Origin of the sequence: Methanobrevibacter sp., from assembly GCF_030539875.1 — an archaeon.
GTDB lineage: Archaea > Methanobacteriota > Methanobacteria > Methanobacteriales > Methanobacteriaceae > Methanocatella.
Map to the genome: position 1 here is coordinate 90,682 of NZ_JAUNXI010000002.1, position 16,206 is coordinate 106,887.

Genomic DNA, 16,206 nt, shown 5'->3' on the forward strand with positions numbered 1-16,206 from the left:
TTATTCGAAATGAATTAAATTTTCCACATCATTATAAACAACATCAAGTCCGCACATTGATGGAACATAGTTTGCCGCTTTTGCTGAATTTACACCGATTACTTCAAAGCCCATTTCCTCAATAGGAGCAACAACCATACAAGTGTCGCATACAATGTTTCCACCAGAATTTTCAATAATCCCGGTATAACCCATTCTGTCAGCTGTTGCTTTTACGCTAACTGATGTGCAAATCCATAATTTATTTTTAATGGTTTTTCCTTTGACGATGTTAGCCACCTGTTTAATTTCATCAAGTGATGCATGAGGACAACCCAAACAAATCAAATCAGGTTCCTTATCAGTAGTTGATAACTTTTGACGAGTTTCATTAATCTCTTTTTGAGAAATCGGCATTATATCTTCAACATCATCTTTACCTGAAACATTATATTCAGGAGTTACATTTTCCACATGGTAAAGTGCAACTGAACCTGAAGATGCAAGTGCCGCACCTAAAGTTTTTAAATCATTATTGTCAGGAGTATTCTGTAATTTAAAGTACGGAACGCCTCCACCAACAAACTTACCAATAATGTAACCTAACGCCCCGAAATCAGCTCCGCTGAGTTTGCAATTAACATCGACAATTAAATTAGCTTTTCTATTTTTATCTAAGTGGAAACCATATAATGGAGTTTTGCCAACAATGGCTGCTGCCAATGCTGCAGGACCACCTTCACGATTAGTTCTAGCGCCGATGACAGAATTAACAAATGCCACAGCAGATGATTCAGACCAGGAAACATGGTCTCTAAATCTTGGAACGTTACCTACCAAATAAGGAGTACAGGTACATGTCTTATAAATTCCAAGATTTGCATAAGCATCTACGATTTTATTTTGCTTAACAGCAAATTCTTCCGGAAAACCTAACTCTTTCCAATTATCTAAATCAGTACCCGGAGGGTTTAAAGAAGCGTTAATAGTGGCTTTTCCTGAACCATCACGAGCCAAATCTTCAAGATATTCTAAACCGGCATCTCCAATAGTTTTATATGAGACGCCAGATACCTGTGCAGAAGTTATGTCAACCAATTTTGAAGCGCCATAAATATCTCCCAAAGCAACTAAGATATCCATGCTTTTTCTAATAGTTTCTCCAAACTCCCCATCACACATCTGTTCTTCTTTTTTTGTTAAAAACATATTAATCATTAGTTAATTGATATTCAACCATTTCATCAACTAAGTGCAGGAAATTGTCTTTATCCTTATAAGGAATCATAGCACCTGCAGCGATATCATGACCCCCGCCAGAGCCCCCGAAGTTATTTGAAGAGTCCTGCAATGCCTTACCTAAATCAACTCCTCTTTCAACCATTTCACGAGTGGTTCTGCCTGAGATTTTAATATCATTATGAAGTCTTGAAAGGCCTATGACCGGTTTTGAATCATCCAATAGTTCAACTGACAAACCAATACTTGCAATAGTGCCCATTACAGATTTTAATACCTTATCTTCAGAGTATAAAAATTGAATGCTGTTGAGTTGTTCTGCACCTTGCTTTTTAACCCATTCCAAACCTTTAACAATCTGGTCACGATATTGGCGTTGCAGTTTTACAGCAGTATCAAGAGCCTGATTACGTTCACCAAGTGCAATGCTTAAACCTAAACCCTGTTTTTTATTTTTGCCGCAAGCATCGAGAATATAGGAATACTCTTCAAGATCACGCAATAGAGGCACTTCCTTTGGAATTGTATAACAGTCCCCCAATATATTAGGATTGATGGATACAAGAGCATCTTTTAATAGATCCTTTTCTTCATCTTCCATATCGGTGAACTTGATTCCGTAAGATAAGTTCATGCGTTCTAAAAATTCCCGAGCTCCTTCCAAATCCCCGCTGATTTTAGGAAGAGGCGGTGAAAAAGTGTAGGTTAAAGATTTGAAAATCGGTTCAGATGCTTTAGAAACTATTTTTAATCCTTCATGAATTTCCATAGTTCCGCTTTCAAGAGCATCATCAACAATAAGCTTATTTACACCACTGAATTCACCATGATATTGCATATCACCAAATGCACCGATTAAAGCAAAATATGCCAAATGTTTTTTATCAAGATCGCGAACAGCCAAATAACTTGAGCCTGCTCCGCATAAATCCTTACTGCCATCAATTCCAAACAGATGAGGGTTTATATGAACAACATTACTTTCTGCTTCGGTATCATTAATTTGATGGTGGTCTGCAACAATAACATCATGTTTAAATGAATTAAATTCCTTAATAAACTGACTTCCCATGTCTGAAAATATGAATAGATCATATTTTTCATGCCTTAGCTGATTTACAATATCCTGCTTAAGACGCGGAATAATTGTAGTGTGGAACTGAACATCCTCTTCAGCTAAAGCATTGGCTATGACTGCTGCTGAGGATATTCCATCAGCATCGTTATGAGAAATAATTCTGATAACATCGTTTTTTTCGATATGCTCCTTAAGCATATCACTAGCTTCACTAGCTCTATTTAACAAGGAGTGCTGCTTCTTTTGGATTATATCTCCATCCTTCAGGTAATACACCATCATTTACATAGTAAGAAGCCAATCTTCTGATTCTGGATTCAATGATAGTTAAACCTCTTTTAGAGTGTAAATCTTTAGGATTTTCTTCTAAATGGTCTCTAATGTTAACTGCTCTTTTAATTAAATTTAATAAATCTTCAGGGTATTCTCCACCTTGACCGTTTCTTTTTAAGATTTGAGTGATTCTCTCACCAGTTACATCTTTTACAGAAGGAATTCCGTATTGGTCTCTTAATACAATACCTATTTCAGAAGTACTTTTACCTTCTTTGTTAAATTTTAAAATCATCTCTTCAATTTCTTCATCACTATAAGTTACCCATTCTGGTCTTGCCATAATATAACCTCTTATTATTTTTTTAGATAAGCCCAATAAATATAAAATATTAAAATTTTTAGAAAATCAAAGCTATTCTTTACTGGAATACCATTTAATAAATTTTTCTAAAGAATTTTTTCTATGTGAAAATTGGTTTTTTTCATCAGTTGTAAGTTCTCCAAATGTCTTATCCAGACTAGGAACGTAAAAAATCGGATCAAAAGCGAATCCCAAATTTCCTTTTTCTTCAACTGCGATTTCACCTGACACCTTGCCTAAAAAGATCTTGGGCTCAGAATTGGGGGCACAGTACCCAATAACTGACCTGAATTCGGCATAACGGTCATCAGCATCTGATAATAACTTTAAAATTCCCTGATTACCTATTGTATCCTGAACATAGTGCGAATAAGTTCCGGGAAAATCATTTAAAGCTTTAATGAATAAACCAGCATCTTCAACAATCACAGGTTTGTCAAGTTTACGACAAGCATATTTTGCGCCTGATATAGCCACTTCCTCAAGAGTTCCCTGAGGCTCTTCATAGCCTAAATCAATATGCTCCAAGTTAATGTCATAATCTTTGAAAATATTCTCTGCTTCTTTAACTTTATGTTCGTTACCAGTTATAAATGTTATCATATTCTTAAATATGATTTCATTTTTTTATATAGTTAATCCAAAATTAGTGAGTATATCTTCCACGGGATTCAATATCGGATATTTTATTAGACATACTTTCATTTCCATATCCTTTCAATACGCAGTCAAAGTATTTCATTGCCAAATTATAGTCAATGCTTTGAAGTGATTTCTTTAAAACAAGCAAATCCACAGCCTTATCCTCATCTAATGGAGAATATCTGCCAAGACCAAAATCAATGAAAACTAACTTATTATCCTGAAGCATTATATTGGATGTTGTAATGTCCCCATGAATAATATCTGCAGAGTGAAGCTTTGAAATTTCAGAACCGATTCTGAACGCCAAATCCTCATCCATAATGTCTTTAACGATATCCCCTTCAATTTCTTCCATTAAAATTGATTTGTCGCTTAAATTAATATCAAATAACACAGGAGTTTTCACACCTGCACGTTTGGCATCAGATAAAAGTTTGGCTTCTTCTTTTGTTCTTGCTTTTCTAATCTTATCGTCAATTTCCTTGATTCTATAATTTTTAGGAATTCTATCTTTTAAAACAGCTTTATGACCCAAATAACTGGATTTAACAATATTTGACTCGGCACCTTTTGCAATCAAATCATCGCTTAACCTTAAATAGGATTTAGTATTGTCAATCCAGGGAATATCCACCTCATCTGTTCTGAATTTCTGCATAATATTTGTCTGGGACAAATCCATTGGCCCAAACTCTTTACACATCAAAATTCCCAACCATGCAATCATTACGCCATTATCTCCGCATAGTTTCATTTTAGGCATGTAAAATTTAGCGCCATGTTCTTCAGACATCGTTTTAAGCATTTCCCTTAATCTTGAATTAGCAGAAACCCCTCCGCATAGCATCACTTCATCTTTTTGAGTGTGGGACAGGGCACGTTCTGTAACTTCAACAAGCATTGAAAAAGCAGTTTCCTGAAGTGAGAAGCAAATATCCTCCATAGAAACACCTTTTTGCGCTTTTCTAAGTGCTGCAGACAACAATCCTGAAAATGAAAAATCCATTCCCTTTACGACATATGGCAAATCAACATATGACCCCTGTTTAGCCAGTTTTTCAATAACAGGCCCTCCGGGATGACCCAAACCAGTTTCACGGCCAAAATGATCAAGACAGTTGCCAATAGCTATGTCCAAAGTCTCGCCAAAAATTCTATATCTTCCACTTTCATAAGCAATTACCTGACTATTGCCCCCACTTACATAAAGAGAAACGGGATTAACTGCACCAGTATCAAGTTTTCCAACTTCAACATGACCAATGCAATGATTCACACCGATGATTGGTTTTTTAAGTGATAATGATAAACTACGGGCTGAAGTTGCAACAATCCTTAAGGCAGGACCTAAACCCGGTCCCTGTGAAAAAGATATTAAATCAATATCCCCATAAGAAAGTCCGGCCTCTTCAATAGCCATCGGAATTAATTTAGGAATCCACTCGGCATGATGTTCTGCAGCTATTCTTGGATGAATTCCCCCTTCTTCTGGAAACAACTGTTTTCCAGCCATAGCCAATATGCTGCCGTCACTATCAACAATACCTACACCTGTTTTTTCTGCAGTTCCTTCAATTCCTAAACTTATCAAAATAATCAACTTGAAAAAATTTAATTAATTACTATATTACTTTTAATAAATATAAAAATATTTTTTAAATCTAAAAAACATAAGTTGATTATATGGGATTTTATAACAATAATACTCCGGAAGAAAAAAGAGTTAAAAAATTAACAGGAGATATTAACATCAGCGATATGTTCAAAAATGAATGTGAAACTCGTGGAATTCCAATTTATAATGCTTACAATATTCAAAAACGATTACTTCACGAGGTAGAACAGGAACAGCTCCATGGTGTTAAAGAAGTAGATGACAGATTAATGGAGTTGCTTGATGAGAGAGGAAAAAACAAGGTAACACACAGATATGTGGATTTTATTTCCAATGAAGACAGTGCATCAAAAGGAGTTATACCTCCAAAGCCAGATGAAAAAACTTCACTCCCTCCAAAAGAACAGATTAAAATACCTCCGAGAGCAAGAGACGGAAAGCAATTCCTCAATGATGATGAATTGCCGGAAAGAGAAATGTTAAAGAAAATCATGCTCCAAAATAAAAAAATTATTAATCAGAATAAAATTATTATAGAACAGTTGAAAAAATTAGGTGAAAAAGATGATTGATGGAATAGAAACATACGGATCAACTGATTTAATGGAAAAATTACAGAAATCCGAAGATAGTGTATTTTTACTTACAATTGGAACAACCGAAACTTCAAAAATCCAGGATATTTCAGGAGCAGGAGCAACACCTGATTTAACCGTGTTTACACCTGCTGCAGATGCTGAATTTATGGTTTTGGGAGAAGTCCACTGTACTCAAACAGTTGCAGAAACTGTTGTTGACGGTGCAGCAGCACCAACCCCTGCAAGGCTTACAAAAGCAGCACTCCAACTTACAAACATCCCCTTCATTGTTGTTGACGCAGGTTCCAAAGTTAAACCTGATGTGGAATATTATAAGCTTGGAAATGAATACGGAAGAGACATAAGAACCGGAAAAGGAGTTTTAAATCCACTTGAGATTCTTGAAAACGGAAAAGACTTAGGTGCGGAATTATCAAGAAGGCATGAAATTATCATTATAGGAGAAAGCATAGCTGCAGGAACCACAACCGCACTGGGAGTCCTGAAAGCCTTAGGTTATGAAGCCAATGAAAAAGTTAGCGGAAGCATGCCTCATAACCCTCATGACTTAAAATCAAAAGTTGTTGATGAAGGACTGGAAAATGCAGGAATAGAACCTGGCAAAGCCGATGCAATTCAGGCCATTGGCGCTGTAGGAGACCCCACCATTGTAGCAATAGCAGGAATGGTATTAGGTTCTGACGTTCCAGTTATTTTAGCAGGAGGAACTCAAATGGCAGCTACCTGTGCTGCAATAAAATCAATTCAGCCTAACTTTGATTTTTCAAGAATCAATTTAGCTACTACCATATACGTTGCAGCAGACGAAACAGCAGACTTGTTCGGCATTCTAGAGCAGATTGATGACAACATTACCGTAAATGTGGTGAACCCTCACTTCGAAGAATCATCACACGAGGGATTGAAAAATTATTTAACAGGATTCGTTAAAGAAGGAGTCGGTGCAGGAGGAATGATGTTTGCAGCCCTTGCTTTGGGAAATTCTGTTGAAAAATTAAGAGAAAAAATAGAAAAAGTATGTAAATAGAGATTGTTAATCTCTATATTTTTTTAATTTTAAAATATATGAGTTATAGAACCCATAAATACAATTATACCCATTACCCAACAATAATAGGCAAAAATATCAAGGCTTCTGTTTTTAATTAAATCCAACATCCATTTAATAGCCAGATAACCTGCAATTACTGAAGCTATAAATCCTATAAATATAGGTAAAAAATTAACATCAATTGCAGACCCAATATCTTTTAACTGGAAAACAAAAGCACCCAATATTGCAGGAATAGACAATATAAAACTGAATTTAGCTGCAAATTCTTTTTCAAGACCAATAGTCAGACCGGCAGCAATTGTAGTTCCGGAACGTGAAAGACCAGGCAATATTGCACATGCCTGACCCAATCCCATTACCAATGCTTCTTTTTTGGAGAGATTATTCATATCAATTTTTCCGCTATTCATCCTCTGAGATAAATAAAGAATAGTACCTGTGACAAACAGGAAAAATGCGGGAACATAAAGCGCTCCTGCAAATAATGCTTCTACAGCATCATCAAATAACACTCCGACAATTCCTACAGGAATAGTGGCCAGAATAACATACCATGCAAGTCTTTTATAAGGGTCTTCGCGAAAACCTTTCATAAATCTGCCTTGCAACAAATCACCAATGCTTAACCACCAGGATTTAATCATTTTTGCTATATCCCAACGGAAAAACCATAAAACCGCAATTAATGTTCCCAAATGAAGTAAAACATCAAAGGCAAGAGAGCTTTCAACACCCAGCACATTATGAGCAAAAATCAAATGTGCTGAACTGCTGACCGGTAAAAATTCCGTCAGCCCCTGAACAATACCTATAATGATTGCCTGCAGTATATCCACTGTACTCACCACTTAAATATATGATAACCAACCGTATTTATCTTCAGCTTTAGCTTCTACAACATCAAAGAAAGCTTTTTGTAATTTTTCAGAAATCGGCCCCCTCTTGCCGCTGCCAACGATTCTGTGGTCAATTGAACGGATTGGAGTTACTTCAGCCGCAGTTCCGGTGAAAAATACTTCATCAGCAAAATACAATCTTTCTCTTGAAATGACATCTTCAATGACTTCATAACCTAAGTCACGTGCAATAGTCATAAGGGAATCTCTTGTAATACCTTTGAGGTTAGATGATGACATGGCAGGAGTATATAATTTTTCACCTTCAATCAAGAAGATATTCTCTCCGCTGCCCTCAGATACATGACCCTGATAGTCAAGCATGATTGCCTCATCATATCCGTTGTCAATAGCTTCAAGTTTTGCCAATTGAGAGTTCATATAGTTTGCCCCACATTTAGCAAGTGTCGGTAAAGTGTCAGGTGCAGGTTTTCTCCATGAGGATATTCCAATATCCACTCCGTTTGCCATTCCTTCTTCACCTAAGTATGATCCCCATTCCCAAGCGGCAATAACCACATTAACTGGGCATCCTGAAGGGTCCACACCTAACTGTCCGTACCCCCTAAATACAATAGGGCGGATGTAGCATCCTTGCAAATCATTTACACGAACAGTTTCCAGAATCGCCTCTTCAATTTCCTCTTTTGTAAATGGAATATCGATTTTATAAACTTTTGCAGAATCAAATAAACGTTGAACGTGTTCTTTTAATCTGAATACTGCAACGCCGTTATCATTTTTATATGCGCGAATTCCTTCAAAAACACTTGTACCATAATGGACCACATGAGAAAGAACATGAATTTTTGCATCTTTCCAATCAACCATGTTGCCATCTATCCAAATTTTACTAGCAGTATCATCCCATGCCATTTTATCACTTCATTATTTTATATGTAAATAGATATGTTTTTATTATATATTAAAATTTCTTTGTTTGAATTTAAAAAACAGTAAACTATATATAATAGTAAATTCATAATAATATTTGTTGGTTCCGTGGTCTAGTGGTATGATACCTCCCTTACAAGGAGGGGATCACGAGTTCGAATCTCGTCGGAACCACTACTTCTAATTTTATAAAATTCATTACTTTCAGTCTGCTTTTTCTCGTTTTAGAAAGGTTACATTTTAACCTGAAATTTTATTGTGCAACATTATTATTGTTTAAAAAAAATAAAATATTTTAGATAATAATATAGATTTTTATCATTTAAATTGAACAATGAACGATATTTTAAAAAATAACCAATATAATGATTAAAAACAACAAATAATAAAATTTAAATAGTTTTTGAACTAAATTTAGTAATATCAAAAAAGGAGACTATATTATGGTAGTTAAAATTGCTATTATTAAAAGTGGTAATATTGGTACTTCACCAGTAATTGACCTATTGTTAGATGAAAGAGCAGACAGACCAAATATTGATGTAAGAACATTTGGATCTGGAGCAAAAATGAACCCAGAACAAGTAGAAGACGTCGTACCTAAAATAGACGCATTTGAACCTGATTTCGCAGTTTTCATCAGTCCAAACCCAGGAGCACCAGGTCCTGCTAAAGCAAGAGAAATGTTATCTGAAAAAGACATTCCTGCTATTATCATTGGTGACGCACCAGGTAAAGGTAAAAAAGATGAAATGGATGAACAAGGCTTAGGATACATCATTGTAATGTCCGACCCAATGATTGGTGCAAAAAGAGAATGGTTAGACCCAACTGAAATGGCTATTTTCAACGCAGACATCTTAAAAGTATTAGCTGAAACTGGAGCATTAAGATTAGTTCAAAAAACTCTCGACACTGTTATCGAACAAGCTGAAGCTGGAGAAATCGAATTACCTAAACTCATAATTACTGCTGAAAAAGCTGCAGAAGCTGGCGGATTTGAAAACCCATATGCAAAAGCAAAAGCTATTGCTGCATATGAAATGGCTGGATCTGTTGCTAACTTAGACATGAAAGGTTGTTTCATGACCAAAGGTTTCGAAAACTTCATCCCATTAGTAGCTGCTGCTCACGAAATTGCTGCATGCGCTGCTAAATTAGCTCAAGAAGCAAGAGAAATCGAAAAAGCAAATGATACTGTTTTAAGAACCCCTCACATGAAAGAAGGAAACCTCGGTTGTAAAACAGAGTTAATCTCAAAACCAGAATAAGTAGTATTCACTACTTTTCTTTTTTTCTTTTTTTAAAAACTTTTACCTGATAATCTAAACACTGACTACTTTTAAAATCAATATTAAAAATATAAAAAAAAGATAGCTAAATTATTAGCTATAATACTCCTTTTGTAGAAGGAATCTGATTGTGTTCAACTTTAATCGCTTCCTTAACTGATTTTGCAAATGCTTTAAAAATGGCTTCGGCTTTGTGATGGTCATTTGCCCCCTCAACAGTACCATATATATTCACTTTAGCGGAACTTGAAAATGATTCAAAGAAATGGATTACAATATCGGAAGTCATGTCACCGATTTTTTCATTTTTAAAACTTAAATCCATATTACAGTAACTGCGTCCGCTAATATCTATTGCTACTGTGGCTACTGATTCATCCATCGGCACAATGGCATGCGCCATTCTTTTTATTCCTTTTTTATCCCCAATAGCTTCACTAAAAGCATCACCAAGCAATATTCCAACATCTTCAATGGTGTGGTGATCATCAATTTCAATATCTCCGCTGGCTTGGATATCCAAATCCACCATGCTGTGTTTTGAAAAAGATTCAAGCATGTGATTAAAGAAGTTCACGCCGGTTGAAATATTATATTTTCCGGTGCCGTCAAGATTGAGTTTAACGGCAATTTCAGTTTCAGATGTTTTTCTTGAAACATTTGCATTTCTAGTCATAATCTAACCCATGAATAATTCATTTTAGCTTCAATAATTCGTACCTTTTAACCATTACGTATGATTTTAATACATTGTGTAGGGCATTCCATTGCACATAATGTACAAACATGACAATATCTTAAATCCAATATATGTGCAACGTCCTCTATCTTCCAAATTTTAGCGGATTTAGGACAAATTTCAGCACAATTTCCACACGCAATACATTTTTCTTCATCTACCAAAATTTGTAACATTTAAGATCTCCCAAAATAATTATAATTTCAATGTCGCGACAGACATTGCTTTAAATCCTAAATAGACTTCCTTACCTATGTTAAAATTTAATTCCTTTTCAGCAGAAACGGTAATATCAGAACATAAAATAACTTCGCCAACATCGATTTTAACACGGATTATTTCATTTTCAAGCTTCATTTCAACAATTTTGCCTTTTAAAATATTACGGATACTTGAAGTGTAAGGCTCCAACATTAGGAAGATATTGTCATAGCTTATCAAAGCCAATATCCTATCTCCAACATCATAGTTCCTGTTTAATGGAGCGTTTATCTCAAATTGACCCATTTTAATAGTCATTATGCCTTTACTCTCATCAATGCCAACAATATCTGCCTCAATTTCATTTACATCTTTGTGAAGCTCCATTATCGCATTGATTTTTTTACATTCCTTCAGGATAGAGTAACCGTCATCGGTAAGTGAGGTTCCTCCGCCTCCACCTTTTCCGCCTTTAGTTGTATTAACAATTTTTACGTTAAGTGTGGATTCCATCTTTTCAATGTAGTTTAAAGCGGTCCTATAAGAAACATTGATTTCCTTAGCAGCGCTTGTTAAAGAACCAGTATCCAAGATAGACTGCAATAATTGGTACTTTTTATAATCCAATAAAAAAAGATTACCATCCACATTAATTTTATATTCCACACCAGCTTTTACATCAGCCATTAAAATCCCCCAAAATATAATTGTATATTTATAGCCTTATATTATAAAATAATTTTGATTTAATTATTATCTGAATTCAATCCTTTCAACAAGATTTAACATTTTATTAATAATATTAGACAAAGGACCGAATTTAGATGAAAACTTCCTTAAACTTTCAATATCATCTTTTTGGAAAAACTTAACTAAAATCAAAGAGAAGAAGTAAACAACAATACATGCAAATATTCCAGGGAACAAGTACAGAGTATTTTTCGGAATAAAGTATGCAAAAACACCCATAATTAAAGAAGCAATCAATATTTTAATTACCGAAACAGTAGGGGCTTTGGTTTTTGTCAATCTGAATACAAAGTAAACACATGGAACCATCATTAAAAAACAGGCAAGACTGGTAGCTAGCGCACCCCCTGCAATTCCAAGGGTCGGAACCATTACCCAATTTAGAATACCTGTAACAACTGCTCCGCAAATCAGAATATACATAGGAATTCTCGGATTTCCAATACCCTGAATAATACTGGTTGAAATGGCAAATATTGAATAAAAAGTCATTCCTAAAGACAGAATAGCCAAAGCCATTGCACCTGCAACATAAGCCGGATTCTTAAAGTAAAGAACTCTTAAGGTAGGTTCTGAGAACAGTGCAAGACCGACACACATCGGAACAACAAACAGTAATGAGAATTTATAAGCCTCAGAAACATATTTTTGAAGCAAGGTAATATCTTTTAATTTGAATGCCTCTGAAGAAGCCGGCAGAATTGTAGTGGCAATAGAAACAGAGATTATTAAAGGAAGTCTTGCAATAGGATCTGCCGCTGCAAAAAATCCAATGTCATCAAAGGTTAAAAATTTACCCATTACAATTGTACAGATATTATAAATTAGCATTTCGGCAATAGCTGTTATGATTACCGGAATTGAAAATTTAACCAATGTTGAAGCAAGTTTCAATTCATCACGTCTTGTAAAAACAAAATCCTCACTAGGTTTAGGTATTAAATCTCCCATATGATGCCTGAAGATATAAACCGCAGCGACAACAGAAAGGGAATATCCTAAAACAGTACCCCATAAAGCACCGATTGTAGACAGACCTATTAAAACAAATGCTGTTGCAAATAAAATCATACCAAGTTGTTCCACAGCACGAGTATATACAATATACTCCATCTTATAGACTCCCTGAAATGCTCCTCTAAAAGCGCCGACAATAACACTGAAGGGAGTGATAAGTCCTACAATCTGCAGAGGAACTAAAGCAGCAGGTTTTCCCAAATAATTATAAGCAAGATAAGGAGCTACAACAAAAATCATTAAAGCTCCGAAGAACAAACCTAAAAATACCATTATCTTTAAGGCCGTATAAATGGTTTGACGGGCCATGTCGGCTTCATCAATCGCCTCATATTCAGCAACATACTTGGCAATCGCAGGAGGAAGTCCTCCTGCAGACAAAGTCTGGAAAATTCCCTGAAAGGGCAAAGTGATTCCTAAAACACCATAGGCAGTAGGACCAAGTAAAATAGCCATTAAAAAACGGTAAATATAACCTCCAATACGGAAAATCACATTACCGATTAAAATTATTAAACTGCCTCTTACCAACTTATTTGCCATAATATTACCTTAAAAATTAGCTATTAATAATATAACTTAATTTTAGTATTTAAATATACTTATTTAAAAAATTTTCAAACTCCACTAAAGTCCTATTTAAAGAGTTCATACCATATTCATCCTCTTTAATTTCATCCAAAGAATCATTTGACCAAAACGAAGCGCCTAAATTAGAACCGAAAGGCCCTCCACTAACCGGGATAATCCCGTGTATCATAAAATAAGTAATATTTTTTAAATGGGCAAAATCCTGACCACCACTGCGGTCTCCGCCTACAGCAATGCTCATTCCGATTTTTCCCCTTAATATATTATAGTCAATAGCTTCTAATGCCCTGGTCCTATCCATAATTGCAGACAGGTTGCTGCTAATTCCTCCGCTTTGAACTGGAGTGGCCAATATTATTCCGTCAGCATTTAACAAACCTTCATAGACTTCTTTCATATCATCCTCAATAATGCACTTTTTATTTTCTAAGCAATAATCGCAGTGCATGCAAGGTTTAATATCTTTGCCCATGCAGGTGAACATTTTTGTCTTAAAGTTATCACCATCAAGCTTATCCAATGCTTTTGACAGGACATATTCTGTTGTATTATTTCTGGGACTGGCACAAATACCAAAGATTTTCATAAAAGATAATATATAAAAATTGATTAAAATAATTTCGGAAACTAACCTTCGACCATGATTAATTTACCCGTGTTCGAATCTTTATAAACCTTACCCATTTCAGTAAAACCTTTTCCCGAAGATTTGCTTAAATCAGGAGTTTGATTTAATTCGCTTCCCTGATCGATTTGTGAAATTTCCTGTATTGCATTTTTCACTTTCTGTTTTTGTTCTTCGTCCATGTTCTCATTGAACACTATATTTTGTATGTTCCATGAAATAACCAGAAATATCAACAGTCCAACAGAAATAACCAGCATTGCATCAACCAGATTTGATGTTCCAGTCATCGGGTCTTCTTCGCCCTGACTAATAAATTTTCCTTTTCTTCGACGAATCATAATACTGCCCCATTAACCTTTTAAGTTTTCTAAAACTGCATTAACGAATAATTGAAGATTAAAGGAATATTCTTCATACCATCTGCGCCTAATTTTTGAAATGACATAAGCGATAGCTCCAGACCCGATACCTACAACTGTTGTATCGAATGCAACGATAATGGCTCCTGCCAATGTTGTAACATCACCGTTACCTAAAGCTGCAAGACCAGGACCCATTGGTATCAATGTACCCATCAATCCGAGAGTTGGACCAATACGGGTAACAATATCCACTTTTTCAAGGGATTTCGCCATCTCCACTTCTTCTTCCTCTATTAAATTTAAAGCCCATGATTCGCGTGATTCACTAGACAATGAATGGGAATTAGCAATTTTTAATAAAACATCTTTTTGAGAGTCATAAATATCAGAACCGCCAATAGTTTCTTTAAGTTCATCAATCGTATGAGCATTGACAAGAGAAAATACCAATTCCTCCTTATAATTTCTATTTAATTTTATACGAGTTTTATAATCTGAAATAAGACCTCCAAAAGCAAAAACTGCAAAAACTGCAAATATAAGTAAGAAAATAATAACTGGAATCTGCAAACTTTGAGAAATCACATTTAAAGTAGCAGTTAATAACTCACTTCCAGGAATAGCCACCATATAAATCACCACATAACATTTTTAATAAATTTGAAATCATTTTAACAACGTATTTTTTTTATAATATAATAAACCTAAAACAGCAATTACAATTAATAAAACAAATGTAAAAGCAGTATATTCTATTGAAACAATATTAATAGTGCTCATATCCCCCATATTAACAGAGATAATATTTGGAAGGAATAGTGAAACAACCAAACAATAAATTCCCAATATAAAATACATACTTCCAAAATTTTTATATGAATTATCAATTAACTTTAATTTTTTACAACCAAAGAACACACAAAGAATAACAAGATTAAACAAGACTGATGTTAATAAACTAACTTGCAGAGAATTTAATCCGAAAATAGACTCTTTAGATCCAATACAAATTACAGTCATCAGAATAAAACTTAAATAAGACAGTAAAATAACTTGCATAAATGTTCTTTCATGACTTTTTTCTTTGATAATTATATATCCTGCCAGCATTAGCAGAAATGCAATTAAAAACAATAGAGTATAGTTATAAATGCCCATAATTGAATTTAACTGGACTTTAAATAAGTCAAGGAGATAAACAATAATCAAAGTAGATACAAATGAACATATAGTTAATTTAGCCAAATTTCCATTAGACTTAATATTAGAACTAACAACCAACCCCATCAATAAAGCAAAAATTATTATCGAAACAATAAGGCCAACTGACCACAATAAACTAAACCCCATAATATCGCCAAACTATTTTTTAAGTAATTTAGATACAAAAACTGTTATAAAAAATCCGCAGAACAGGACAATAATCAATAATGCAATATTATTTACAGTAAATAATTCATTGCTCTTGGTATTATCACTTGAATCATTAGTTAAATTTTCACTTTCATTTTTCACTTCTTTAACAGAAGAGCCATTATCTGCCGCAGAGGCTGAAGATGAAGATTGAACTTGATTATTCTGATTTGAATCATAAGATTTAGAAGAACTAGAACCACTATAATGAGATTCGGAACTGCCTGAAGAACTATAACCTCCAGAAGAATGTCCTGAACTAGATGAATGACTTGAACTACCTGAAGAGCTGGAAGCTGAATGACTGGAAGAACTGGAGCCTCCAGAAGAAGATCCGGAACTGCCTGAAGAACTAACTGATTCAGAAGTTACTTCCTCCACATACTCAGAACCGTGCCCCGGATGAGCACTTACTGCAGATGCAGCAAAAGATATCATGAAAATAATTGTAATAAACAATGCTAATTTTTTATACCTCATTTTATCACCACATTATAAATTAAATTTAATTAAACAATCTGAAACCCATTTAATTAAATTTAACTTAAAAAAAATAAAAAAATAATAACTCAGAGAG

The 16,206-nt window shown here is 34.6% G+C and carries 19 protein-coding genes and 1 tRNA gene; 4 read left to right on the top strand and 16 right to left on the bottom strand.

Annotated features, from left to right (window positions below):
• The 5 genes from Q4Q16_RS01310 to Q4Q16_RS01330 form a co-directional block, all read right to left on the bottom strand.
• Positions 1 to 1,188, bottom strand: coding sequence for an aconitase X catalytic domain-containing protein (locus Q4Q16_RS01310; RefSeq protein WP_303345625.1), 1,188 nt, complete (start codon positions 1,186 to 1,188; stop codon positions 1 to 3).
• A 1-nt stretch (position 1,189) separates the two neighbouring features.
• Positions 1,190 to 2,524, bottom strand: coding sequence for a DHH family phosphoesterase (locus Q4Q16_RS01315; RefSeq protein ID WP_303345626.1), 1,335 nt, complete (start codon positions 2,522 to 2,524; stop codon positions 1,190 to 1,192).
• A complete protein-coding gene (locus tag Q4Q16_RS01320; protein ID WP_303345627.1) occupies positions 2,514 to 2,912 on the bottom strand; it encodes a 30S ribosomal protein S15 in 399 nt (132 codons plus the stop codon). The genes Q4Q16_RS01315 and Q4Q16_RS01320 overlap by 11 nt, the downstream gene beginning before the upstream one ends.
• Before the next feature lie 72 nt (positions 2,913 to 2,984).
• On the bottom strand, positions 2,985 to 3,536 hold the full coding sequence (locus Q4Q16_RS01325; RefSeq protein ID WP_303345629.1) for an XTP/dITP diphosphatase: 552 nt from the start codon (positions 3,534 to 3,536) through the stop codon (positions 2,985 to 2,987).
• A 43-nt stretch (positions 3,537 to 3,579) separates the two neighbouring features.
• Positions 3,580 to 5,178, bottom strand: a complete 1,599-nt coding sequence (locus Q4Q16_RS01330; protein WP_303345630.1) for a bifunctional N(6)-L-threonylcarbamoyladenine synthase/serine/threonine protein kinase — start codon at positions 5,176 to 5,178, stop codon at positions 3,580 to 3,582.
• Between the two features lie 83 nt (positions 5,179 to 5,261).
• Here Q4Q16_RS01330 and Q4Q16_RS01335 point away from each other — a divergent pair, with 83 nt between their 5' ends.
• Positions 5,262 to 5,765, top strand: coding sequence for a hypothetical protein (locus tag Q4Q16_RS01335; protein WP_303345632.1), 504 nt, complete (start codon positions 5,262 to 5,264; stop codon positions 5,763 to 5,765).
• The gene (cobT, locus tag Q4Q16_RS01340) at positions 5,758 to 6,819 is read left to right on the top strand and encodes a nicotinate mononucleotide-dependent phosphoribosyltransferase CobT (RefSeq protein WP_303345633.1); all 1,062 of its coding nucleotides are present in this window, start codon (positions 5,758 to 5,760) and stop codon (positions 6,817 to 6,819) included. The genes Q4Q16_RS01335 and cobT overlap by 8 nt, the downstream gene beginning before the upstream one ends.
• 29 nt (positions 6,820 to 6,848) lie before the next feature.
• Here cobT and Q4Q16_RS01345 read toward each other — a convergent pair whose 3' ends face one another.
• Together Q4Q16_RS01345 and Q4Q16_RS01350 are read right to left on the bottom strand one after the other, a co-directional pair.
• Positions 6,849 to 7,682: an undecaprenyl-diphosphate phosphatase gene (locus Q4Q16_RS01345; protein WP_303345635.1), complete on the bottom strand. Its 834-nt coding sequence runs from the start codon at positions 7,680 to 7,682 to the stop codon at positions 6,849 to 6,851.
• Between the two features lie 12 nt (positions 7,683 to 7,694).
• Positions 7,695 to 8,618, bottom strand: a complete 924-nt coding sequence (locus Q4Q16_RS01350; protein ID WP_303345636.1) for a branched-chain amino acid transaminase — start codon at positions 8,616 to 8,618, stop codon at positions 7,695 to 7,697.
• Positions 8,619 to 8,738: 120 nt separating this feature from the next.
• Here Q4Q16_RS01350 and Q4Q16_RS01355 point away from each other — a divergent pair.
• Both Q4Q16_RS01355 and Q4Q16_RS01360 read left to right on the top strand, forming a co-directional pair.
• A tRNA-Val gene (locus Q4Q16_RS01355) sits at positions 8,739 to 8,810 on the top strand.
• Between the two features lie 269 nt (positions 8,811 to 9,079).
• On the top strand, positions 9,080 to 9,907 hold the full coding sequence (locus Q4Q16_RS01360; protein ID WP_303345638.1) for a F420-dependent methylenetetrahydromethanopterin dehydrogenase: 828 nt from the start codon (positions 9,080 to 9,082) through the stop codon (positions 9,905 to 9,907).
• Between the two features lie 118 nt (positions 9,908 to 10,025).
• Here the strand turns inward: Q4Q16_RS01360 and hisB are convergent, their stop codons facing one another.
• From hisB to Q4Q16_RS01405, 9 genes are all read right to left on the bottom strand, one after another.
• Positions 10,026 to 10,604 (bottom strand): imidazoleglycerol-phosphate dehydratase HisB, encoded by a 579-nt coding sequence (hisB, locus tag Q4Q16_RS01365; protein ID WP_303345640.1) that lies wholly within the window; start codon positions 10,602 to 10,604, stop codon positions 10,026 to 10,028.
• 47 nt (positions 10,605 to 10,651) lie between these two features.
• A complete protein-coding gene (locus tag Q4Q16_RS01370; RefSeq protein ID WP_303345642.1) occupies positions 10,652 to 10,843 on the bottom strand; it encodes a 4Fe-4S binding protein in 192 nt (63 codons plus the stop codon).
• A gap of 19 nt (positions 10,844 to 10,862) precedes the next feature.
• Positions 10,863 to 11,555, bottom strand: a complete 693-nt coding sequence (locus Q4Q16_RS01375) for a TOBE domain-containing protein (RefSeq protein ID WP_303345644.1) — start codon at positions 11,553 to 11,555, stop codon at positions 10,863 to 10,865.
• 66 nt (positions 11,556 to 11,621) lie between these two features.
• Positions 11,622 to 13,178: a flippase gene (locus tag Q4Q16_RS01380; protein ID WP_303345646.1), complete on the bottom strand. Its 1,557-nt coding sequence runs from the start codon at positions 13,176 to 13,178 to the stop codon at positions 11,622 to 11,624.
• A gap of 49 nt (positions 13,179 to 13,227) precedes the next feature.
• Complete coding sequence (locus Q4Q16_RS01385) at positions 13,228 to 13,812, bottom strand: flavodoxin family protein (protein ID WP_303345647.1); 585 nt, start codon at positions 13,810 to 13,812, stop codon at positions 13,228 to 13,230.
• A gap of 41 nt (positions 13,813 to 13,853) precedes the next feature.
• A complete protein-coding gene (locus Q4Q16_RS01390) occupies positions 13,854 to 14,192 on the bottom strand; it encodes a DUF2149 domain-containing protein (RefSeq protein ID WP_303345648.1) in 339 nt (112 codons plus the stop codon).
• A 12-nt stretch (positions 14,193 to 14,204) separates the two neighbouring features.
• Positions 14,205 to 14,846 carry a MotA/TolQ/ExbB proton channel family protein gene (locus tag Q4Q16_RS01395; RefSeq protein ID WP_303345649.1) on the bottom strand — a complete coding sequence of 214 codons (642 nt, stop codon included), beginning with the start codon at positions 14,844 to 14,846 and terminating at the stop codon, positions 14,205 to 14,207.
• 36 nt (positions 14,847 to 14,882) lie between these two features.
• Positions 14,883 to 15,566 carry a DUF2162 family putative transporter gene (locus Q4Q16_RS01400; RefSeq protein ID WP_303345650.1) on the bottom strand — a complete coding sequence of 228 codons (684 nt, stop codon included), beginning with the start codon at positions 15,564 to 15,566 and terminating at the stop codon, positions 14,883 to 14,885.
• A gap of 12 nt (positions 15,567 to 15,578) precedes the next feature.
• Positions 15,579 to 16,109, bottom strand: a complete 531-nt coding sequence (locus Q4Q16_RS01405) for a hypothetical protein (protein ID WP_303345651.1) — start codon at positions 16,107 to 16,109, stop codon at positions 15,579 to 15,581.
• Between the last annotated feature and the right edge of the window lie 97 nt (positions 16,110 to 16,206).